This window comes from Bordetella parapertussis (genome assembly GCF_020735925.1).
GTDB classification, from domain to species: domain Bacteria; phylum Pseudomonadota; class Gammaproteobacteria; order Burkholderiales; family Burkholderiaceae_B; genus Bordetella; species Bordetella pertussis.
Window position 1 is genome coordinate 3,437,751 of the sequence record NZ_CP085971.1, and the last position, 21,379, is coordinate 3,459,129.

Below are 21,379 nucleotides of genomic sequence, written 5' to 3' on the forward strand. Positions count from 1 at the left end.
CACTGACAGCCTTCCATCCAGCCGGTTCCGCAACAGCCATGTCCGTGTCCGATCTGCGCCAGAGTTACGAAAAAGGCGTTCTCGTCGAAGAGCAGGCCGCCGCCTCGCCGTTCCAGCAGTTCGCGCGCTGGTTCGACGAAGCCGTCGCGGCCCGGGTGCCCGAACCCAACGCCATGACCCTGGCCACGGTCAACGCCGAGGGCCAGCCCAGCGCCCGCATCGTGCTGATCAAGGGCTACGACGACGCCGGCTTCGTGTTTTTCACCAATTACGAATCGCGCAAGGGCCTGGACCTGGACGCCAACCCGCGCGCCAGCCTGCTGTTCTTCTGGCAGCCGCTGGAGCGCCAGGTGCGCATCGAAGGCGTGATCGAGAAAGTCAGCGCGGCCGAATCGGACGAATACTTCCACAGCCGCCCGCTCGGCTCGCGCCTGGGCGCCTGGGCTTCGCGCCAGAGCCAGCCCATTACCCGCGACGAGCTGGAAGCGCGCGAGCGCGAGTTCCGCGACCGCTACGGCGAGCATCCGCCGCGTCCGCCGCACTGGGGCGGCTACCGCCTCAAGCCGAACCGCTTCGAATTCTGGCAGGGCCGCCCGTCGCGCCTGCATGACCGGCTGCGCTACGAGCCCGACGGCAAACAGGGCTGGACCATCGATCGCCTCTCGCCCTGACGCGCCCTTTTGCCGCCATCGCCGCCTGAATGTCCGCAGCTTTCCCCCCCGCCTTTGACGCCGCCTTCTTCCGCACCGCGCTGGGCCGTTTCGCCACCGGCGTCACGGTCGTCACCACGGCCGGGCCGGACGGCCAGCCTGTCGGGCTGACCGTCAGCTCGTTCAACTCGGTGTCGCTCAACCCGCCGCTGATCCTGTGGAGCCTGGCGCGCACCTCGTCCTCGCTGGCGGCCTTCGAGCGCTGCCAGCGCTATGTGGTCAACGTGCTCTCGGCCAGCCAGATCGCGCTGGCGCGCCGCTTCGCCACCGGCAAGACGCCCGAGCGCTTCGCCGGGCTGACGCTGGCGCAGGCGCCGGCCGGCACGCCCATGCTGGGCGAAGGCTGCGCCGCCTGGTTCGAGTGCCGCAACCGCAGCCGCTACGAAGAAGGCGACCACATCATCATGGTCGGGCAGGTCGAGCACTGCGGGCACAGCGGCGTGCCGCCGCTGGTGTTCCACGCGGGCAGCTTCGATCTCACGCCGCCGCATGGCGGCGCTTCCAGCTGAGAGAATCTCCATGAGCACCGACATCGATTGCATCGTCATCGGCGCCGGCGTGGTCGGCCTGGCCATCGCGCGCGCCCTGGCCGCCGGCGGCCATGAGGTCCTGGTGGCCGAAGCGGCCGAGGGCATCGGCACCGGCACCAGTTCGCGCAATTCGGAAGTCATCCACGCCGGCATCTACTATCCGGCCGACAGCCTCAAGGCGCGCCTGTGCGTGCGCGGCAAGCACCTGCTGTACGAATACTGCGCCGCGCGCGGCGTGCCGCACCAGCGGCTGGGCAAGCTGATCGTCGCCACCTCCGACGCGGAAGCCAGCCAGCTCGACAGCATCGCGCGGCGCGCCGGCGCCAACGGCGTCGACGACCTGCAGCACATCGACGGCGCCGCCGCGCGCCGGCTGGAGCCGGCGCTGCACTGTACGGCGGCCCTGGTATCGCCGTCCACGGGCATCGTCGACAGCCACGCGCTGATGCTGGCCTATCAGGGCGACGCCGAGAACGACGGCGCGCAATTGGTTTTCCATACTCCGCTGATAGCCGGCCGAGTGCGCCCCGAGGGCGGCTTCGAGCTGGATTTCGGCGGCGCCGAGCCCATGACGCTGAGCTGCCGGGTGCTGATCAATGCCGCGGGCCTGCACGCCCCCGGCCTGGCGCGCCGCATCGAGGGCATACCGCAGGACAGCATTCCGCCCGAATACCTGTGCAAGGGCAGCTATTTCACGCTGGCCGGCCGGGCGCCGTTCTCGCGCCTCATCTACCCCGTCCCCCAGCATGCCGGGCTGGGGGTGCACCTGACGCTGGAGCTGGGCGGACAGGCCAAATTCGGTCCCGATACCGAGTGGATAACCACCGAAGACTACACGTTGGACCCGCGCCGCGCCGACGTCTTCTACGCCGCCGTACGCAGCTACTGGCCGGCCCTGCCCGACGGCGCGCTGGCGCCCGGCTACACTGGCATCCGCCCGAAGATCTCCGGCCCGCACGAACCGGCCGCCGACTTCGCCATCGCCGGCCCCGCCAGCCATGGCGTGGCCGGCCTGGTCAACCTGTACGGCATCAAATCGCCCGGGCTGACGGCCAGCCTGGCCATCGCCGAAGAAACCCTGGCCCGCCTGGCCGCCTGAGCGCGCCGGCCGGCCCGTACCAACCCCTGCCCCATATTCTCCGACCATGCAGCACAACGACTACATCCTGACCCTGTCCTGCCCCGACCGCACCGGCATCGTGTTCCGCGTCAGCGGCCTGCTGTTCGAACTGGGGTGCAACATCCGGGATTCGCAGCAGTTCGGCGACGAAGAGACGGGGCGCTTCTTCCTGCGCGTGCACTTCGACCTGCCGCGCGCAGCGGCCGAAAGCGCGCTGCGCGAGCAGTTCGCGGCGCTGGCCAACGGCTACGACATGCAATGGCAGATCCACGACGCGCATCGCAAGGCACGCCTGCTCATCATGGTGAGCAAGCAGGGCCACTGCCTGAACGACCTGCTGTTTCGCGTCAGCAGCGGCCAGCTGCGCGCCGAAGTGGCCGCCATCGTGTCCAACCACAACGACTATGCCAGCCTGGCGGCGTCATACGGCATCCCGTTCCACCATATGCCCGTCACGCCCGACACCAAGGCCGCGCAGGAGCGCCAGGTGCTGGAGCTGGTGGAACGCGAGCAGATCGACCTGGTGGTGCTGGCGCGCTACATGCAGATCCTGTCGGCCGACATGTGCCAGGCGCTGGCCGGGCGCGCCATCAACATCCACCACAGCTTCCTGCCCAGCTTCAAGGGCGCGCGCCCCTATCACCAGGCGCACGCGCGCGGCGTCAAGATCATCGGCGCCACCGCGCACTACGTGACCTCCGACCTGGACGAAGGCCCCATCATCGAGCAGGACATCGAGCGCGTGGACCACACCATGACGGCCGCCGACCTGACCCAGGTGGGCAGCGACATCGAATCGCTGGTGCTGTCGCGCGCGGTACGCAGCCACGTCGAGCACCGCATCCTGCTCAACCGCAGCAAGACCGTCGTGTTCCGCTGAACTAGGCGCGCACGGGCGGCGGCGCGAAATGGCGCAAGGCCGCCTGCAAGGCCGTTGCCTGCAGGGACGTGGGCGCCAGGCTGGGCCAGGCGATCTGGCACACCGAGCGCGCCTGGTGCTCGAACGCCACATAGCAGGTGCCGGCCAGCCCGGCCCGCGCCAGGCACGCCGGCACGATGGACACCCCCAACCCGCTGGCCACCAGCGCCGCGACGCTGAGCCAATGCCGCACCTCGTGGCGCACCGCCGGGTGAAAGCCGGCCGCCACGCACAGCGACAACACCGTCTCGTAATAGCTGGGCGAGGCGGCCTGCGCGAAGAACACGAAATCCTCCCCGGCCAGGTCGGCCAGGCGCAGCGAACGCTGGCCTGCCAGGCGGTGCGTGTCGGGCAGGCAGACGACGAACGGCTCGGCCACCAGGTCGCGCGCGCTCACACCCTCGGGCGGCGGATTGGCATGGATGAAACCCAGGTCGAGCTCGCCGCGCCGTAGCGCCTCGAGCTGGTCGTGCGAATTGCGCTCGGCCAGCACCTGCTCCACATCGGGCAGTTCGGCGCGCAAGGCCGCCAGCAGGTCGGGCAGGCCCCGGTACAGCATGGACCCCACGAAGCCGATGCGTAGGCGGCCTTGCAGCCCGGCCTCGGCGTGCCGCACCAGCCGCCCCACCTCCTCGCCCTGGCGCAGCAGCGACAGCGCTTCGCCATAGAGCACGCGGCCGGCGTCGGTCAGCGCCACATGGCGGCTGGAACGCTCGAACAGGCGCGCGCCCAGCTGGGTTTCCAGCTGGCGGATGGCGTAGCTCAGCGGCGGCTGCGAGATATGCAGGCGCTGGGCGGCGCGGCTGAAATTGCGCTCCTGCGCCACGGCGATGAAATAGCGCAGCAAACGGGGCTCCAGGTCCATGCCTCCTCCTATCCATACTTTAATTGTATTGTTCTACACCAAAACGGTATTTGTATAGATATATCGAACGGGCGACCATGGCGGCAAAGAATCCGGCAAGGGAGACACCATGGATACGCTTTCCTCCACCGACACGTCCGCCACGGCGGCCAGCCCGGTGCCCGACGCGCGCGGCCTGAACCTGTTCCGCGCCGATCCGTATGCGGCCGGCCTGGCGCGCTGCTACCTGCCCGCCGATCTCTGCGACCACCTGTTGCCGCACCTGGATCGCCTGGGCGCGCTGGCCGGCGGCCGCATGGACGAACTGGCCATGACGGCCGACCGCCACCCGCCCACGCTGTCGGTGCGGCACCGCACCGGCACGGACGAATCGCGCATCGACAAGCATCCCGCCTATGTGGAGCTGGAGCGCCTGGCCTACAGCGAGTTCGGCCTGGCGGCCCTGTCGCATCGCGGCGGCGTGCTCGGCTGGCCGGACCCCATGCCCGCCGCGGCCAAGTACGCGCTCAGCCATCTGTTCGTGCAGGCCGAATTCGGCCTGTGCTGCCCGGTCAGCATGACGGACTCGCTGGCGCGCACGCTGCGCAAGTTCGGCGACCCCGCGCTGGTGGAACAGGTCTTGCCGCAAGTCATCACGCAGGATTTCGACCAGCTGCAGCAAGGCGCCATGTTCATGACCGAACAAGGCGCCGGCTCGGACGTCAGCGCCACCACGGTGACCGCCCAGGCGCAGGCCGACGGGCGCTGGGCGCTGCATGGCGACAAGTGGTTCTGCTCCAACCCGGATGCCGGCTTTGCCATGGTGCTGGCGCGCAGCGAGCCGGACGCAGGCCTGCGCGGCGTGTCGCTGTTCCTGCTGCCGCGCCGCCTGCCCGACGGCAGCCCCAACCACTACCGCATCCTGCGCCTGAAGGACAAGCTGGGCACGCGCTCGATGGCCAGCGGCGAGATCCGCCTGGAAGGCGCGCTGGCATGGCTGGTCGGCCAGCGCGGCCAGGGATTCAAGCACATGGCCGACATGATCAACAACTCGCGCCTGTCCAACGGCATGCGCGCCGCCGGCCTGATGCGCCGCGCGCTGACCGAGGCGGTGTTCTTCGCCCAGCAGCGGCGCGCCTTCGGCAAGCGCCTGATCGACATGCCGCTGATGCGCCGGCAACTGGCCAAGATGGCCATGCGCGCCGAGCAGGCGCGCAGCGTCATGTTCCAGACCGCCCAGGCGCTGGCCGCCGCCGACCGCGGCGAGGGCGAGGCGGCGCTGCCGCGCATCCTCACGCCGCTGATCAAGTTCCGCGCCTGCCGCGACGCGCGCCAGGTGACCGGCGACGCGATGGAGGTCCGCGGCGGCTGCGGCTATATCGAAGAATGGGTCGAGCCGCGCCTGATGCGCGATGCGCATCTCGGCTCGATCTGGGAAGGCACCAGCAACATCGTGGCGCTGGACGTACTGCGCGCCATCCGCAAGGCCGACGCCCTGCCGGCGCTGCAGCGCCATGTGCAGGCCTTGCTGGCCGCCGGCGCGCCGTGCCCGCCCGAGCTGGCGCCGATCCAGGCGCGCGCCTTCGACGGCGCCTATGCGCTGGCCGCGCACGCGGCCGCCCATGAACGCGACGACCTGGCGCGCCAGGCGGCCTCGGCCCTGTACCACGTCGTCGCCATCGCCGCGCTGCGCTGGGAAGCGGCGCGCGATCCCCGACTGGCCTCGCGCGCCGCGCTGGCCGACCTGGCGCTGCGCCACCGGCTCGCTCCCCGCGACCCTTGCGCGCTGCCCGCCGACGACGACGCGGCGTGCCGCGCCGTGCTGCAGACCGCGCTGTAGCGGCGGTTCCCACATAACAACGACGGAGACATACCATGCAACAGCTGATTCGCAGCCTCGTCCTGGCCGCCGGCCTGGCCTTGCTGGGCGGCGCCGCCGCGCCGGCGCTGGCCGACTACCCCGACCGGCCGGTCACCCTGGTCGTTCCCTTCCCGCCCGGCGGCCCCACCGACGCCATGGCGCGCCGGCTGGCCGAAGGCCTGAAAACGCAACTCGACCAGACCGTGGTGGTGGAAAACCGCGGCGGCGCGGGCGGCAATATCGGCGCCGAACTGGTGGCCCACGCCAAGCCCGACGGCTATACGCTGCTGTTCGGCACCTCGGGCCCGCTGGCCATCAACATCAGCCTGTACAAGAAACAGAACTACGACCCGCGCACCAGCTTCGCGCCCATCGTGCGCATCGGCCACCTGCCCAACATCCTGGTGGTGCATCCCTCGGTGCCGGCCAACAACGTGCAGGAACTGATCGCCTACGCCAAGGCCAATCCCGACAAGCTGAGCTACGCGTCCTCGGGCAACGGCGCCTCCTCGCACCTGGCCGGCGTGCTGTTCAACCGCATGGCCGGCACGCGCATCCTGCACGTGCCCTACAAGGGCACCGGCCCGGCCCTGAACGACCTGCTGGGCGGGCAGGTTTCGATGTCGTTCACCGACATCCTTACCGCGTTGCCGCACATACAGGCCGGCAAGCTGAAGGCCATCGGCCTGGCCAGCGCGCAGCGCTCGCAGGCCCTGCCCGAGCTGCCCACGATTGCCGAACAGGGGCTGGCCGGCTACGACGTCAGCGTATTCTTCGGCATCGTGGCGCCCAAGGGCACGCCCGACGCCATCGTGCAGAAACTGAACGCCGCCTTCATCGCCGCGCTGGACGCGCCCGAAGTGCGCGACACGCTGCGCAAGCAAGGCATCGTGCCGGCGCCCGAGCGCACGCCGCAGGCCCTGGCCGGCTTCATCAACGAGGAAGTCGACAAGTGGGGCGAGCTGATCCGCGCCGCGCAGATTTCCCTGGACTAAAGGCGTATCCACCATGGCTGTTGCCGCATTGCCCCCCGGCGCCCTGCAAGGCTGCCGCGTCATCGACCTGTCGCGCGTGCTGGGCGGCCCGTACTGCACCCAGATCCTCGCCGACCACGGCGCCGACGTGCTGAAGATCGAACCGCCCGGCGGCGACGAGACGCGCGGCTGGGGGCCGCCGTTCTCCGGCCAGACCGCCTCCTACTTCATCGGCGTCAACCGCAACAAGCGTGGCATGGCGCTGGACCTGTCGCAGCCTGCCGGCCAGGAGCTGCTGCGCGGCCTGCTGGCCGACGCCGACGTGCTGGTGGAGAATTTCAAGCCCGGCACGCTGGAGAAGTGGGGGCTGGGCTACGACACGCTGAGCCAGGCCTTTCCGCGCCTGGTGCATTGCCGCGTCAGCGGCTTCGGCGCCGACGGCCCGCTGGGCGGCCTGCCGGGCTACGACGCCTGCGCCCAGGCCATGTGCGGGCTGATGAGCGTCAACGGCGAGGCCGACGGCCCGGCCACGCGGGTGGGCCTGCCGGTCGTGGACATGGTGACCGGCCTGAACGCGGCCGTCGCCGTGCTGCTGGCCCTGCAGGAGCGCCAGCGCAGCGGCCTGGGCCAGTTCCTGGACATCACGCTGTACGACTGCGCGCTGTCGCTGCTGCATCCGCACGCGCCGAACTACTTCTACAGCGGCCGGGTGCCCACGCGCACCGGCAACGCGCATCCGAACATCGCGCCGTATGAAACCCTGCCCACCGGCGCCGGGCCGATCTTCCTGGCGGTGGGCAACAACCGCCAGTTCGCGGCGCTGGCCGACGCGCTGGGCGCCCCGCAACTGGCGCAGGACGCGCGCTTTGCCAGCAACGCCGAGCGCCTGGCGCATCGCGACGCCCTGTGCGCCGCGCTGACCGAACTGCTGCGGCCGCACGAAGCGGCCTCGCTGGCCGAGCGCCTGCTGCGGCTGGGCGTGCCGGCCGCGGCCGTGCTGGACGTGGCGCAGGCGCTCGACCATCCGCACGCCCGCCACCGCGGCATGCTGCTGGAAGCCGGCGACTACCGGGGCATCGCCTCGCCCATCAAGCTGTCGCGCACCCCCGCGCGCCTGCGCAGCGTGCCGCCGACCTTGCAGGAACCGGCCGGGGCCTGAACCGCCCTCAGTCGCCCAGCGCCAGGCCTTCGCGGCGCGGATCGGCGCCGCCGGCCAGGCCGTGCGGCCCGATCACGATGCCCTGGATTCCGCTGGGAAAATCGGTGATGCGCACCTCATGGCCCATGCGCCGCAGCGCCGGGGCCAGCGCTTCCAGCGCCGTGCCGCGCTCGAGCTCGGTTTCCTTGTTGCGGCTGCCCAGGTTGGGCAGCGCGATCGCCTGCTGCACGTCCAGCTTCCAATCGAGCACGCCGACCAGCGTCTTGGCCACGTAGTTGATGATGGCGCTGCCGCCGGGCGAACCCAGCGCCAGCACGGGCTTGCCGGCGCGAAACACGATCATGGGCGCCATCGAGCTGCGCGGCCGCTTGCCCGGCTCGACCCGGTTGGCGACCAGCCGCCCTTCCGGATCGCGGTAGGAGGACGAGAAGTCCGTCATCTCGTTGTTGAGCAGGAAACCGCGCACGAAGATCTTGCTGCCGAACGCGGCCTCGATGGTGGACGTCATGGAAACCACGTTGCCCGCGGCATCCACCGCCACCAGGTGGCTGGTCGAGGGCACCTCGATGGCGTCGTCGCGCGCGCGTTCGGCCAGCAGCCCCTGCGGATCGCCCGGCAGGGCCGTCTTCATGCTGCGGCCGGGGCGGATCAGCGCGCCGCGCTGGCGCAGGTAGGCGGGATCGAGCAGCGCCCGCACCGGAACATCGACAAAGGCCGGATCGGCCACGTAGAAGTCTCGGTCGGCGAAGGCCAGCCGCCCGGCCTCGGAAAAATAATGCACGGCCTCGACACTGCCGGGACGCATGCGCGCCAGCGGGTACTGTTCCAGTTCGCCCAGCATCTGCAGCACCGCCAGCGGGCCGCTGCTCGGCGGCGGCGCGCCGCACAGGCGGTAGCCCCGGTACAGGCCACACACAGGCTCGCGCACCACGGCCCGGTAGCCGGCCAAGTCGGCCTCGGCCAGGTCGCCCGGCGTGGGATGGGCACGCACCGCCGCCACGATGTCGCGCGCGATCGGCCCGCGGTAGAAGGCATCGGCCCCCTCGCGCGCGATGCTGCGCAGCGTGGCCGCGAACTCGGGATTCCGCAGCCGGTGGCCGACCGGCCAGGCCTGCCCGTCGGGGCCGTAGAAGTAGCGCGCCGCCGCGGGCTGCGCCGCCAGCGCCTTGTCGCCGGCGATGGACTCGTGCAGGCGCGGCGACACGGCGAACCCCTGCTCGGCCATCGCGATGGCCGGCTCGAACAGGGCCTGCCATGGCAGCTTGCCGTGCTGGCGATGCGCCAGCTCCAGGCCGCGCAACAGGCCCGGCGTGCCGACCGCGCGGCCGTTGTTGACCGATTCGGCATACGACAGCGGCTTGCCCTCGCGCAGGAAGCGGTCGGGCCGCGCAGCCGCGGGCGCGGTCTCGCGGCTGTCGTAGACGCGCAGCTCGCCGGCGCCGCGGTCGTAGTGCACCATGAAGGCGCCGCCGCCTATGCCCGAGGATTGCGGCTCGACCAGGTTCAGCACCAGTTGCGCGGCGATGATGGCGTCGGTGGCGCTGCCGCCGGCCCGCAGGATACGGTAGCCGGCCTCGCTGGCCAGCGGGTTGGCGGTGGCGATCATGTAGCGCTGGGCGTGCGCTTGCGCGCGCTCGCTGCGCGCGCTGGCGATCTCCGGATTGACGTCCTCGCGCGCCACGCCCGGCGCCTCGCGCGCCCAGGCCGGCGCCTGGCAAATGGCGGCGGCGCACAGCGCCGCCAACAGCGTCCGCAATGGCATGGTCTCCCCTCCTCAGGCTGGTCCAACGGCACATGATAAACAGGCTGTCCGGCAGCGGCGAACCCGCCTCGGCATAGAATCGCATTTTCCATCCCGGGTTTGAGCCATGCGCCTGCGCCACATCGAGATCTTCGAGGCCATCCGCCGTACCGGGTCGCTGACCGAGGCGGCGGCCCTGCATATTTCTCAGCCCGCGGCCAGCAAGCTGCTGGCGCACGCCGAGGCCCAGCTCGGGTTCAAGCTGTTCGAGCGGGTCAAGGGGCGCCTGGTGGCCACGCGCGAAACCGAAATCCTGGCGCCCGAGGTGGCGCGCCTGAACCAGGACCTCGGCAGCGTGCGCAGGCTGGCCGCCAGCCTGCGCGACCGCCCCCACGGCCACCTGCGGCTGGGCTGCGCGCCGGCTCTCGGCCTGGGCCTGCTGCCCGGCGTGGTGCGCGCCAGCCGCGACGCCCAGCCCGGCATCACCTTCGACATCCACACCCATCACAGCGCCGAGCTGGTGCAGGGCCTGCTGGCGCACGAGCTCGACCTGGCCATTACCTTCGACGCCAACGACCACCCCGGCCTGACGCGCACCAGCCTGGGCCATACCGAACTGGTGCACCTGAGCCGCCGCCCCGGCGCCGGCACGACGCGCCTGCAGGAACTCGGCGGCGAAACCCTCATCGTGCTCGACGCCCGCGATGCCTCGGGCTCGCTACTGCAAATGGCGCTGGACGCGCAAGGGCTGGCCCCCCGCGTGGCAATCCAGGTACAGACCCACTACGTGGCCTGCGCGCTGGCCGAGGCCGGTTGCGGCGACGCCGTGGTCGACGCCATCACCGCGCGCGCCATGCTGCGTCCCGGCATGGCGCTGCGGCGCCTGGAGCCGGCGCTGCGCGTGCCCATCAGCGTCATGACCCGCAGCCAGGACGCGCTCTCGACCCTGCACCACGACTTCATCGAGCGCCTGCGCCAGGCCTGCTCGGTGCTGCAGGCGCAGCCCGCGCCGCAACCGGAATAAACAACGCGCGCAAGAAAAAAGCGCCCCGCGGGGCGCTTTCGGCGTGCACGGTGTCAGGCAGCCATCAGTCCAGCTTGATGTTCTGCTTCTTGACCACGTCCTGCGCCCAGTCGTACTGCTCCTTGATTTCCTTGGCGAACTCTTCGGGCGTGTTGCCCGACGGCGCCGAGCCCTGGTCGTCCAGGGCCTTGATGACCTTCGGGTCCTTCAGGGCCACCACGGCGGCATCGCGCAGCTTGTTCACGACATCCATCGGCGTGCCCTTGGGCGCCAGCAGGCCGTACCACACCGGCTGGTTCAGCACCGGGAAACCGGCATCGGCGAACGTGGGGACGTCCTTGATGGCGTCGATGCGGGTCGGCCACGCGATGGCCATGGCGCGCAGCTTGCCGGCCTGGATCTGCGGCATGGACGACGGCAGGTTGTCGAAGATCAGTTCGATCTGGCCGCCCACGGCATCGGCCACGGCCGGGCCCGAACCCTTGTAGGGCACGTGCACGATATCGGTGCCCGTGGCCATCTTGAACGACTCGCCCATCAGGTGCAGCACGCCGCAGGTGCCCAAGCTGCCATACGAGTACTTGCCGGGGTTCTTCTTGAGCTCTTCCAGGAAGCCCTTGAAATCCTTGGCGGGAAACTTGGGATTGACCGCCACGACGTTGGCCGTGTTGGCGAAGTTGGTGACCGGCTGGAAATCCTTGATCGGGTCGTACGGCAGGTCCTTGGGTCGGCAGGCCGGGTTGACGGCCATGGTCGACACGGTGGCGATCGACAGCGTGTAGCCGTCGGGCTCGGCCCGCGCGGCTTCGGACGCGCCGATGGCGCCGCCGGCGCCGCCCTTGTTTTCCACCACCATGGGCTGGCCCAGCTCCTGGCTCATGCGCTGCGTCACCAGGCGGGCGATGATGTCGGTCGAGCCGCCCGGGGCAAACGGAACGATCACGCGAATGGCCTTGCTGGGATAGGCATCGGCGGCCTGCGCGCCAGCGGCGGCGACAAGGCCGGTGGCCACGGCAATGGCCTGAACCAGGGTGCGTACTTTATTCATGAGTTTGTTTCCTCCAGGGATTTCGGCGCCGTGCGTAACGGGCCGGCTGTGCGGTGGGCGTACCGGTGTGCGGCGGCCTTTTTGAGTGTTGGCGCGCGCCTTCAAAGGATTGCTTATGGCCAAGGCGCTGCCAGAATGTCGGAGAATAGCAGCTTGCGCCGCGACGCGGAAGCGCCGCTCCTGTCAATTTTCCTTCCAGGTTCCATGTCGGTTGCCCTGCTGGTTTTGCCCGATTTCATGCTCGTCGCCCTGGGCTGGGCCCTGCGCCACAAACTGGGATTCTCCCGCGAATTCTTCGCCGGCACCGAGCGCATGGTGTATTTCGTGCTGTTCCCCGCGCTGCTGTTCCAGTCCATCCTGCGCACTCCCATCAGCGCCGGCCATGCCATGCAGCTGCTGCAGGCCACCGCGGCCCTGATGGCCTGCGGCGTGGCGCTGGCCTGGCTGGCCGGCCCCGTGCTCAGGCCCGCGCCGGTGGCGCTGGCCTCGGCGGCGCAATGCGGCTACCGCTTCAATACCTATATCGGCCTGGCCCTGGCCGCCAGCCTGGCCGGCGGCCCCGGCCAGACCATCATGGCGCTGATCGTGGGCTTTGCCGTGCCCATGGCCAATGTCGCCGCCGTGTACGGCCTGGCGCGCCACAGCGGCAACGGCCTGCTGCGCGAGCTGGCGCGCAACCCGCTGCTGGTCTCGACCCTGCTGGGCCTGGCCTGCAACCTCGCCGGGCTGAGCCTGCCCGGGCCCATCGACACCGTGATGGCGCGGCTGGGCGCGGCCGCCCTGGCGCTGGGCATCATGTGCGTGGGCGCCAGCCTCGCCTGGGAAGGCGGCAAGGGCCATGGCCGGCTGATCGGCTGGATGCTGGCGGTCAAGCTGGCCGCCATGCCGTCGGCGGCGCTGGGCATCGCCTGGGCGCTGGGGCTGCCGGCGCTGGAGACGCGCATGCTGGTGCTGTTTTCCGCCCTGCCCACCGCCTCGGCGGCGTATGTGCTGGCCATGCGCATGGGCGGCGACGGCCGCATGGTCGCGGTGCTGATCTCGCTGGGCACGCTGGCCTCGGCCGCGACCATCCCGCTCTGGCTGACCGCGGCCGCGGGGCTGGGCGCGCCCAACTGACGCGCCCGGCGCCGCTCTAGCGGCGCGCGTTGGTCATGTCGCCCGGCACCACCCACTCGGCGAACTGCGCCTCGGTCAGGTGCCCCAGCGCCAGCGCCGCCTCTTTCAGCGACAGGTTTTCCTTGTGCGCCTTCTTGGCGATCTGCGCGGCCTTGTCGTAGCCGATGTGCGGGTTGAGCGCAGTCACCAGCATCAGCGAACGCTCGACCAGCTCGGTGATGCGCTCGCGGTTGGGCTCGATGCCGGCCGCGCAGTGCTTGTCGAAGCTGACCATGCCGTCGGCCAGCAGGCGCACCGACTGCAGGAAATTGTGGATCACCAGCGGCTTGAAGACGTTCAGCTCGAAGTTGCCGCTGGCCCCGCCGACATTGATGGCCACGTCGTTGCCCATGACCTGCGCGGCCAGCATCGTGACGGCTTCGCACTGGGTCGGGTTGACCTTGCCCGGCATGATGGAGCTGCCCGGCTCGTTCTCGGGAATGCTGATTTCGCCCAGCCCCGAGCGCGGGCCGCTGGCCAGCCAGCGCACATCGTTGGCGATCTTCATCAGGCCGGCGGCCAGCGTCTTCAAGGCGCCGTGCGCGAACAGCAGCGCCTCGTGCGAAGCCAGCGCCTGGAACTTGTTGGGCGCCGACACGAACGCGCTGCCCGTGTCATGGGCCAGTTCGGCCGATACCTTGGCGCTGAACTGCGGATGCGCGTTCAGGCCGGTGCCCACCGCCGTGCCGCCGATGGCCAGCTGGTGCAGGCCGGCCAGCGTCGCGCGGATCTGCTGCTCGGCCAGGTCCAGCTGCGCCACGTAGCCGGAGATCTCCTGGCCCAGCGTCAACGGGGTGGCGTCCTGCAAATGGGTGCGGCCGATCTTGACGATGTCGTAGAACGCCGCGCTCTTGGCGGCCAGCGTGCCGCGCAACGCCTTCAGGGCGGGCAGCACGCGGTGCTCGACCTCGACCGCGGCGGCCACGTGCATGGCGGTCGGAAAGGTATCGTTGGACGACTGGCCCCGGTTCACGTGGTCGTTGGGGTGCACCTTGCGGCCTTCGCCGCGCTCGCCGCCCAGCAGCTCGGAGGCGCGGTTGGCCAGCACCTCGTTCATGTTCATGTTGCTCTGCGTGCCCGAGCCGGTCTGCCAGACCGACAGCGGAAACTCGTCGGGCCACTTGCCGGCGACCACCTCATCGGCGGCCCGCATGATGGCGTCTGCGACCTGCGGATCCAGCTCGCCCAGCTCGGCGTTGACCTTGGCGGCGGCGCGCTTCAGGCGCGCCATGGCGGCGACCAGCGGCACCGGCATCTTCTCGGTCGAGATCGCGAAGAAATGCAGCGAGCGCTGGGTCTGCGCGCCCCACAGGTGCTGCTCGGGCACCTCGATCGGGCCGAAAGTGTCTTTTTCGGTGCGGGTTTTCATGGCGGTACAGCTCCGTTTGCGGCGAGTTGGTCGGGTTGCCGGACGCATCCGGCAACAGGTGAACGAGAATCAATCCTGTCGGCAAGCGTAGCAGAAAGCACGCTTCCTATAATCCGCTCCACGCTTTGCGTTTTACCACTCGAGACCCGCCATGTCCGCCCCACCGACCACCCTCTGCCTGCACCTGCCCGACGAAGCCGCCACCGAAGACCTGGCGCGCCAGCTTGCGCCGCTGGTCGACGGGCGGCGCGGCGGCCAGCCGGGGGGACAGATCCACCTGCAAGGCGACCTGGGCGCCGGCAAGACGGCCTTCACGCGCGCACTGTTGCGTGAATGCGGCATCCAGGGCCGGATCAAGAGTCCCAGCTACGCGCTGCTTGAATCCTATAAAGTTTCTAACTTATACTTCTATCACCTTGATTTTTATAGGTTTAGCGATTCGCGCGAATGGCTGGACGCCGGTTTCCGAGATTTACTGCGTGACGACGCGGTAGTTTTGATCGAATGGCCGGAGCGCGCGGCAGGCTTGCTGCCCCCTCCGGACCTGCTGATCTCCCTGGCTTACGCGGACCAGGGACGGGACGCCAGCCTGACCGCCCATACCGCCCGAGGACAAACATGGTTGAACGCGATTGTCCCCCCGCCCACGGCGCGCTCTCTCCCCGCGCCGCCGCCCGCCGACGCCTGATCAGCGTCGCCGCGACCCTGCTCGTCCTCCCTGTCGTTCCCCGCCTGGCGCATGCGGCCACCATCCTGGCCGTGCGCACCTGGCCGGCCGATGAGTACACGCGCGTCACGCTCGAGCTCGACAGCGAGCTCAAGGCGGAACACTTCACGCTGGAGAACCCCCACCGCCTGGTGGTCGACATCGAAGGCCTGTCGGTCAATGCCGCCCTCAACGACCTCGTGTCCAAGGTGCGGCACGACGACCCGTACATCCAGGGCCTGCGCGTGGCGCAGAACCGGCCCAACGTGGTGCGCCTGGTATTCGACCTCAAGCAGTCGGTGGCGCCCCAGGTGTTCACCCTCAAGCCGGTGGCCGACTACCAGTACCGCCTGGTGCTGGACCTGTACCCGAAGGTGGCGCAGGACCCGCTGATGGCGATCCTGAACAAGCAGTCCGGGCCCGATGTCGACGACCCGCTGGCGCGCGTGCTCGACGAGATCGCGCGCAACCAGCCCGCGCCCGACCAGCCGGCCGCGCCGCTGGCCCGCGGCCAGGAGCCGGCGCCCGCGCTGCCCGCCCCGCCCATCAAGCCGCTTCCCGCGCCCGGCCGCTCGGCCAGCCGCAAGCGCATGCTGACCATCGCGCTCGATCCCGGACATGGCGGCGAGGACCCCGGCGCCATCGGCCGCTCGGGCCTGCGCGAGAAGGACGTGGTGCTGCGCATCGCGCGGCGGCTGAAGACCCTGATCGACGCCCAGCCGTACATGCGCGCCTATCTGACGCGCGACGACGATTACTTCGTGCCGCTGCACGTGCGCGTGCAGAAGGCGCGGCGCGTGCGCGCCGACCTGTTCGTGTCCATCCACGCCGACGCCTTCATCAAGCCCACGGCCAACGGCTCGTCGGTGTTCGCGCTGTCCGAACGCGGCGCATCCAGCACGCAGGCGCGCTGGCTGGCCGACAAGGAGAACGCGGCCGACCTGATCGGCGGCGTCAACCTCGGCAGCCACGACCGCCAGGTGGCCAAGGTGCTGCTGGACCTGTCCACCACGGCGCAGATCAACGATTCGCTCAAGGTCGGCAGCGCCTTCCTGGACGAGATCAAGAAGATCAACCGGCTGCACAAGAACCGGGTCGAGCAGGCGGGCTTCGCGGTACTGAAGGCGCCCGATATCCCGTCCATCCTGGTCGAGACGGCCTTCATCAGCAATCCGAAGGAAGAAGCCCTGCTGCGCAGCGCGGCGCACCAGGAAAAGCTGGCGCAGGCCATGATGACCGGCATCGACCGCTACTTCACCGCCAACCCGCCGCTGGCGCGCGTAGGCGACGTGAGCTGAGCCGGAGCGCCTGCCCCGGCAGGGACAGATACCGCCTTGACCGTCAAGCGTCGATGGCGTACAGCAGGGTGCCTGTCCCGGCTGGGACAGGCACCCTTGCCGCGGGTGTCGCTCCTCCCCAACGGGGACGGGCGCCCGCTTCTCACTGCCCGCGCCGTACCTGCAGCAGGCGCACCAGCGCGCCGATCACCACGGGCACGATGGCCGCGCCCAATCCGATCAGCACGATGGTGTTCAGGTGTTCGCGCACCAGCGGAATGTTGCCGAAGAAATAGCCCGCGGCCACCAGGCTGATCACCCACAGCAGCGCGCCGCCGATGTTGAACAGCTGGAAGCGCGCCAGGCGCATGTCCGCCACGCCGGCCACGAACGGCGCGAAGGTGCGGATCACGGGAATGAAGCGCGACATGACAATGGTCTTGCCGCCGTGCTTCTCGTAGAACGCGTGCGTGCGCATCAGCGCATTGCGGTCCAGGAAGCGCAGGTTCATCGAGAACACGCGCGGCCCGATGTAGCGCCCTATCGTGTAGTTGACCGTATTGCCACTGATGGCCGCCACGATCAGCAGCGCTGCCGTCAGCACCGGGTCCATGTGGCCGGTGGCGCCGAACGCGCCGGCGATGAACAGCAGCGAGTCGCCGGGCAGGAACGGCAGCACCACCAGCCCGGTCTCGGCAAACACGATGAGAAACAGCACCAGGTACACCCACACGCCATACTGTTCGACCCAGATGCCTAGGGTCTGGTCGATGTGGAGCACCATATTGAAGAAGTCGAGCATGAGGGTCCGTGGATACGAGGCCGGCCGCCGGGCGGTAGCGTAGGGCTAAAATCGCCATTATTGCCTATTCCGTTTGCCGCCCCTCCATGTCCGATCGCCGCCCGATTGCTACCCTGCCCGACCTGTTGATCAGCCAGATCGCCGCCGGCGAGGTGATCGAACGGCCGGCGTCGGTGCTCAAGGAAATCCTTGAAAACGCCATCGACGCCGGCGCGCGCGCCATCGAGGTGCGCCTGGAAGGCGGCGGCATCCGCCGCATCGCCGTCACCGACGACGGCAGCGGCATCCCGCCCGAGGAACTGCCGCTGGCGCTCACGCGCCATGCCACCAGCAAGATCCGCTCGCTCGACGAACTGGAGTCGGTGGCCTCGATGGGGTTTCGCGGCGAGGCCCTGGCGTCGATCGCCTCGGTGGCCGACCTCACCATCATCTCGCGCACGCGCGGCGCCGAGCACGCCTGGCAGATCGACGGCGGCAGCCTGCAGGTCAGCCCGGCCTCGGGGCCGCCAGGCACGACGATAGACGTACGCCAGCTGTTCGACCGCGTTCCGGCGCGGCGCAAGTTCCTGCGCTCGGAAGCCACCGAATTCGGCCATTGCGTCGACGCCATGGAACGCATCGCGCTGGCCCATCCCGAAGTCGCTTTCCGCCTGTTCCACCACGACCGCGCGCAGCGCCAATGGCTGCCGGCCGACCATGGACAGCGCATCCGCGACGTGCTGGGCGCCGAATTCGTCGACCATGTGCTGCCGGTGCAGGCGGCCGCCGGCGCCATCGCCCTGATGGGCATGGTGACGCGGCCCACCGCCGCGCGGGCGCGCGCCGACCGCCAGTACCTGTACGTCAATGGCCGCTTCGTGCGCGACCGCACCGTCAGCCATGCCTTGCGCAGCGCCTATGCCGACGTGCTGCACGGCGACCGGCAACCCGCCTATGTGCTGTATCTGGACATCGACCCGGGCGCGGTCGACGTCAACGTGCACCCGGCCAAGCACGAAGTGCGCTTTCGCGACAGCGGCGCGGTGCACCGGTTCGTTTCGCAGGTGGTGGGCCAGACGCTGGCGCAGACCGGCGGGGCCGAAGCGGTGCCGGCCGGCGTCCCGGACGGCGCCGCCCCCGACGCGGCCTACGCCGGCGAGCCGGCCGCCGCCGCGCCCGGCCTGGCCGAGCCACGCGCGCCCTATCCCGCTGCGTATCCGTCGCCGGGCCAGTCGCCCTACCAAGGGTCGCCGGCACGGCCGCACACGCAGGTGCCGTTCCGCCTGCACGGCGAACCCGCCGGCATACCCGCGACCGACTGGCAAAGCCTGTACCGCCCCCTGCCCGGAGATGCGGCGCCGGCCGCCACGGCACTGCGCGCCGCCCCCGCCACGCCGCTGCCGACGGCCGACGAGCATCCGCTGGGGCAGGCCCTGGCGCAGCTGCACGGCATCTACATCCTGGCGCAGAACTCGCGCGGGCTGGTGCTGGTCGACATGCACGCCGCGCACGAGCGGGTGGTTTACGAACAGCTCAAGCGCGCCCTGGACGACCGGGCGCTGCCGCGCCAGGACTTGCTGGTGCCGGTCGTGTTCCACGCCGCCGAGAAGGACGTGGCGCTGGTCGAAGAGCACGAGACCCAGCTGAACGAGCTGGGTTTCGAGATGCGCCCGTCCGGCCCCGCCTCCATCGCGGTGCGCAGCGTGCCGGCCCTGCTGGCGCGCGGCGACATCGAAAGCCTGGCGCGCGCCGTGCTGCGCGACCTGGGCGCGGTGGGCGTGTCGCGCCTGCTGACCGAGCAGCGCAACGAGCTGCTGAGCACCATGGCCTGCCATGGCTCGGTGCGCGCCAACCGGCGCCTGACGCTGGAGGAAATGAACGCGCTGCTGCGCCAGATGGAAATCACCGAGCGCGCCGACCAGTGCAACCACGGCCGCCCCACCTGGGTGCAATGGTCGGTCAACGACCTCGACAAACTGTTCCTGCGCGGCCAATGACCCCGCGCGCCATCATCTGCCTGGCCGGCCCCACGGCGGCCGGCAAGAGCGCTTCGACCCTCGCGCTGGCGCAGCGCTGGCCGCTCGAAATCATCAACGTCGATTCGGCCACCATCTACCGCGGCATGGACATCGGCACCGCCAAGCCGTCGGCGGCCGAGCGCGCCCAGGTTCCCCAGCACCTGCTGGATATCCGCGATCCGGCGCAATCGTATTCGGCCGCCAAATTTCGCGCCGACGCGCTGCGGCTGATCGCAGAGATCCACGCGCGCGGCCGCATTCCGCTGCTGGCCGGCGGCACCATGCTGTACTACAAGGCGCTGCGCGAAGGGCTGGACGATTTGCCGCAGGCCGATCCGGCGCTGCGCGCCGAACTCGAGGCGCGCGCCGCGCGGCTGGGCTGGCCTGCGCTGCATGCCGAGCTGGCGTTGCTGGACCCCGCCACCGCGGCGCGCCTGTCGCCCAACGACAGCCAGCGCATCCAGCGCGCGCTGGAAATCTGCCGCCTGGCCGGCCAACCCATGTCGGCCCTGCTGCAAGGCGAACGGCGCGGCGACGCGCCATCGCCCTACCGCTACGTCACGCTCAGCCTGGAGCCCTCCGAGCGCGCGGCGCTGCACGCGCGCATCGCGCAGCGTTTCGACGCCATGCTGGCGGCCGGGCTGGTCGAGGAAGTACGCGGCCTGCACGCGCGACCGGACCTGCACCCGGGGCTGCCGTCGGTGCGCTGCGTCGGTTACCGGCAGATGTGGTCGTACCTGGATGGCGATATCGACCTGGATACCGCGCGCGAACAAGGCGTGGCGGCCACGCGCCAGCTGGCCAAGCGCCAGCTTACCTGGCTGCGCGCGCAGCCGGAGCGCGTGATCATCGATTGCCTGGCCGGCGACGCCGTGGCGCGCACCGTCGACGCGATGGCGCGGGCGCTGCCCGACTGAGCAAGGGTGCCTGTCCCCGCGGGGACAGGCACCCTGTCATACGCCATGAACGCTTGACGGCCAAGACGGTATCTGTCCCCGCGGGGACAGGCACCGAACCCTGCCTCAGACCACGACGGTCTGGGCCATGCCGTCCTGCTGCGGCACGATTTCGCCGATCCGGTTGACGATCTCGCCCTGCTCGCGCAGCGTGGCGGCGACGGCGTCGGCCTGGTCCGCCGCGACCACCAGCACCATGCCGATGCCGCAGTTGAACACGCGGTGCATCTCGGCATCGGCCACGCTGCCCTGCTGCTGCAGCCACTGGAACAGCTTGGGCATTTCCCAGCCGTCGCGCTGCAATTGCGCGGCCATGCCGGGTTGCAGGATGCGCGGCACGTTGTCGAGCAGGCCGCCGCCGGTGATATGCGCCAGGCCCTTGATGGCCGGGCCGTGGCGATCCAGGGCCGCCAGCACCTGCTTGACGTAGATGCGGGTCGGCGCCATGACCACGTCGACCAGCGGCTGGCCGTGGAAGTCCTGGTCGGGGCGCGCGCCGGCGCGCTCGAGGATCTTGCGCACCAGCGAATAGCCGTTCGAGTGCGCGCCGCTGGAAGCCAGGCCCAGCACCACGTCGCCCGGCTGGATCGACTTGCCGTCGATGATGGCCGACTTGTCGACCGCGCCCACCGCGAAGCCCGCCAGATCGTATTCGCCGTCGGGATACATTCCCGGCATCTCGGCGGTTTCGCCGCCGATCAGCGCGCAGCCGGCCAGTTCGCAGCCGCGCGCGATACCGCCCACCACCGCGGCCGCCGTATCCACCGACAGCTTGCCGCAGGCGAAGTAGTCGAGGAAGTACAGCGGCTCGGCGCCCTGCACCAGGATGTCGTTGACGCTCATGGCGACCAGGTCGATGCCCACGGTGTCATGGCGGTTCCAGTCGAACGCCAGGCGCAGCTTGGTGCCCACGCCGTCGGTGCCGGACACCAGCACGGGCTCGCGGAATTTCTTCGGCACCTCGAACAGGGCGCCGAAGCCGCCGATGCCTACCAACACTCCGGGACGCATGGTGCGCGCGGCCAGGGGTTTGATGCGGTCGACCAGCGCGTCGCCTGCATCGATGTCGACCCCGGCATCGCGATAGGTCAAGGGAGCGGAATGTTGATTAGTCATGTGAAAAACCGTGGGGTATGTAACAATTGCGGGATTTTGGGTGGTACGTCCGGGATTTTACGACGCCGGGC

General features: G+C 69.9%; 19 protein-coding genes. 13 read left to right on the forward strand and 6 right to left on the reverse strand.

Annotated elements, in window-relative coordinates; translation table 11 throughout:
- Positions 1–38: 38 nt before the first annotated feature.
- Genes pdxH through purU form a run of 4 tightly spaced genes read left to right on the forward strand, consistent with a single transcriptional unit; the run spans position 39 to position 3,240 of the window.
- Positions 39–671 carry a pyridoxamine 5'-phosphate oxidase gene (gene pdxH / locus LK409_RS16200; protein ID WP_003814302.1) on the forward strand — a complete coding sequence of 211 codons (633 nt, stop codon included), beginning with the start codon at positions 39–41 and terminating at the stop codon, positions 669–671.
- Between the two features lie 29 nt (positions 672–700).
- The gene (locus LK409_RS16205; RefSeq protein WP_010929154.1) at positions 701–1,219 is read left to right on the forward strand and encodes a flavin reductase family protein; all 519 of its coding nucleotides are present in this window, start codon (positions 701–703) and stop codon (positions 1,217–1,219) included.
- 10 nt (positions 1,220–1,229) lie between these two features.
- The gene (locus LK409_RS16210; RefSeq protein WP_010929155.1) at positions 1,230–2,339 is read left to right on the forward strand and encodes an NAD(P)/FAD-dependent oxidoreductase; all 1,110 of its coding nucleotides are present in this window, start codon (positions 1,230–1,232) and stop codon (positions 2,337–2,339) included.
- Between the two features lie 46 nt (positions 2,340–2,385).
- Complete coding sequence (purU, locus tag LK409_RS16215; RefSeq protein WP_003814312.1) at positions 2,386–3,240, forward strand: formyltetrahydrofolate deformylase; 855 nt, start codon at positions 2,386–2,388, stop codon at positions 3,238–3,240.
- A 1-nt stretch (position 3,241) separates the two neighbouring features.
- On the opposite strand, the gene LK409_RS16220 is transcribed toward purU, so the two are convergent.
- A complete protein-coding gene (locus tag LK409_RS16220; protein WP_010929156.1) occupies positions 3,242–4,144 on the reverse strand; it encodes a LysR substrate-binding domain-containing protein in 903 nt (300 codons plus the stop codon).
- Positions 4,145–4,253: 109 nt separating this feature from the next.
- Here LK409_RS16220 and LK409_RS16225 point away from each other — a divergent pair, with 109 nt between their 5' ends.
- From LK409_RS16225 to LK409_RS16235, 3 genes are read left to right on the forward strand one after another with little or no spacing between them, the layout of a single operon-like run.
- Positions 4,254–5,963, forward strand: a complete 1,710-nt coding sequence (locus LK409_RS16225) for an acyl-CoA dehydrogenase family protein (protein ID WP_003814316.1) — start codon at positions 4,254–4,256, stop codon at positions 5,961–5,963.
- A 35-nt stretch (positions 5,964–5,998) separates the two neighbouring features.
- Positions 5,999–6,979 carry a Bug family tripartite tricarboxylate transporter substrate binding protein gene (locus tag LK409_RS16230; protein WP_003814318.1) on the forward strand — a complete coding sequence of 327 codons (981 nt, stop codon included), beginning with the start codon at positions 5,999–6,001 and terminating at the stop codon, positions 6,977–6,979.
- A 13-nt stretch (positions 6,980–6,992) separates the two neighbouring features.
- A complete protein-coding gene (locus tag LK409_RS16235) occupies positions 6,993–8,117 on the forward strand; it encodes a CaiB/BaiF CoA transferase family protein (protein ID WP_010929157.1) in 1,125 nt (374 codons plus the stop codon).
- 7 nt (positions 8,118–8,124) lie between these two features.
- Here LK409_RS16235 and ggt read toward each other — a convergent pair whose 3' ends face one another.
- Positions 8,125–9,879: a gamma-glutamyltransferase gene (ggt, locus tag LK409_RS16240; protein WP_059565532.1), complete on the reverse strand. Its 1,755-nt coding sequence runs from the start codon at positions 9,877–9,879 to the stop codon at positions 8,125–8,127.
- Positions 9,880–9,985: 106 nt separating this feature from the next.
- Between ggt and LK409_RS16245 the strand changes: the two genes are divergently transcribed.
- Positions 9,986–10,882: a LysR family transcriptional regulator gene (locus LK409_RS16245; protein ID WP_010929158.1), complete on the forward strand. Its 897-nt coding sequence runs from the start codon at positions 9,986–9,988 to the stop codon at positions 10,880–10,882.
- Positions 10,883–10,946: 64 nt separating this feature from the next.
- Here the strand turns inward: LK409_RS16245 and LK409_RS16250 are convergent, their stop codons facing one another.
- Positions 10,947–11,930, reverse strand: coding sequence for a tripartite tricarboxylate transporter substrate binding protein BugE (locus LK409_RS16250; RefSeq protein WP_010929159.1), 984 nt, complete (start codon positions 11,928–11,930; stop codon positions 10,947–10,949).
- A gap of 135 nt (positions 11,931–12,065) precedes the next feature.
- Between LK409_RS16250 and LK409_RS16255 the strand changes: the two genes are divergently transcribed.
- Positions 12,066–13,046, forward strand: coding sequence for an AEC family transporter (locus LK409_RS16255; protein ID WP_003814325.1), 981 nt, complete (start codon positions 12,066–12,068; stop codon positions 13,044–13,046).
- A 16-nt stretch (positions 13,047–13,062) separates the two neighbouring features.
- Here the strand turns inward: LK409_RS16255 and fumC are convergent, their stop codons facing one another.
- Positions 13,063–14,454 (reverse strand): class II fumarate hydratase, encoded by a 1,392-nt coding sequence (gene fumC, locus LK409_RS16260; RefSeq protein WP_003814327.1) that lies wholly within the window; start codon positions 14,452–14,454, stop codon positions 13,063–13,065.
- A gap of 151 nt (positions 14,455–14,605) precedes the next feature.
- Between fumC and LK409_RS16265 the strand changes: the two genes are divergently transcribed.
- Together LK409_RS16265 and LK409_RS16270 are read left to right on the forward strand one after the other, a co-directional pair.
- Positions 14,606–15,142 carry a bifunctional alanine racemase/tRNA (adenosine(37)-N6)-threonylcarbamoyltransferase complex ATPase subunit type 1 TsaE gene (locus LK409_RS16265; RefSeq protein ID WP_003814329.1) on the forward strand — a complete coding sequence of 179 codons (537 nt, stop codon included), beginning with the start codon at positions 14,606–14,608 and terminating at the stop codon, positions 15,140–15,142.
- Positions 15,073–16,458: an N-acetylmuramoyl-L-alanine amidase gene (locus LK409_RS16270; protein WP_019247543.1), complete on the forward strand. Its 1,386-nt coding sequence runs from the start codon at positions 15,073–15,075 to the stop codon at positions 16,456–16,458. The genes LK409_RS16265 and LK409_RS16270 overlap by 70 nt, the downstream gene beginning before the upstream one ends.
- A 142-nt stretch (positions 16,459–16,600) precedes the next feature.
- Here the strand turns inward: LK409_RS16270 and LK409_RS16275 are convergent, their stop codons facing one another.
- Positions 16,601–17,239, reverse strand: a complete 639-nt coding sequence (locus tag LK409_RS16275) for a VTT domain-containing protein (protein WP_003814332.1) — start codon at positions 17,237–17,239, stop codon at positions 16,601–16,603.
- Positions 17,240–17,325: 86 nt separating this feature from the next.
- Between LK409_RS16275 and mutL the strand changes: the two genes are divergently transcribed.
- Entirely contained in the window at positions 17,326–19,215 is a 1,890-nt protein-coding gene (gene mutL / locus LK409_RS16280; RefSeq protein ID WP_010929160.1) for a DNA mismatch repair endonuclease MutL, read from the forward strand.
- Positions 19,212–20,153, forward strand: a complete 942-nt coding sequence (gene miaA / locus LK409_RS16285) for a tRNA (adenosine(37)-N6)-dimethylallyltransferase MiaA (protein WP_010929161.1) — start codon at positions 19,212–19,214, stop codon at positions 20,151–20,153. The genes mutL and miaA overlap by 4 nt, the downstream gene beginning before the upstream one ends.
- A 105-nt stretch (positions 20,154–20,258) precedes the next feature.
- On the opposite strand, the gene purM is transcribed toward miaA, so the two are convergent.
- Positions 20,259–21,308 carry a phosphoribosylformylglycinamidine cyclo-ligase gene (gene purM, locus LK409_RS16290; protein WP_010929162.1) on the reverse strand — a complete coding sequence of 350 codons (1,050 nt, stop codon included), beginning with the start codon at positions 21,306–21,308 and terminating at the stop codon, positions 20,259–20,261.
- Positions 21,309–21,379: the final 71 nt, after the last annotated feature.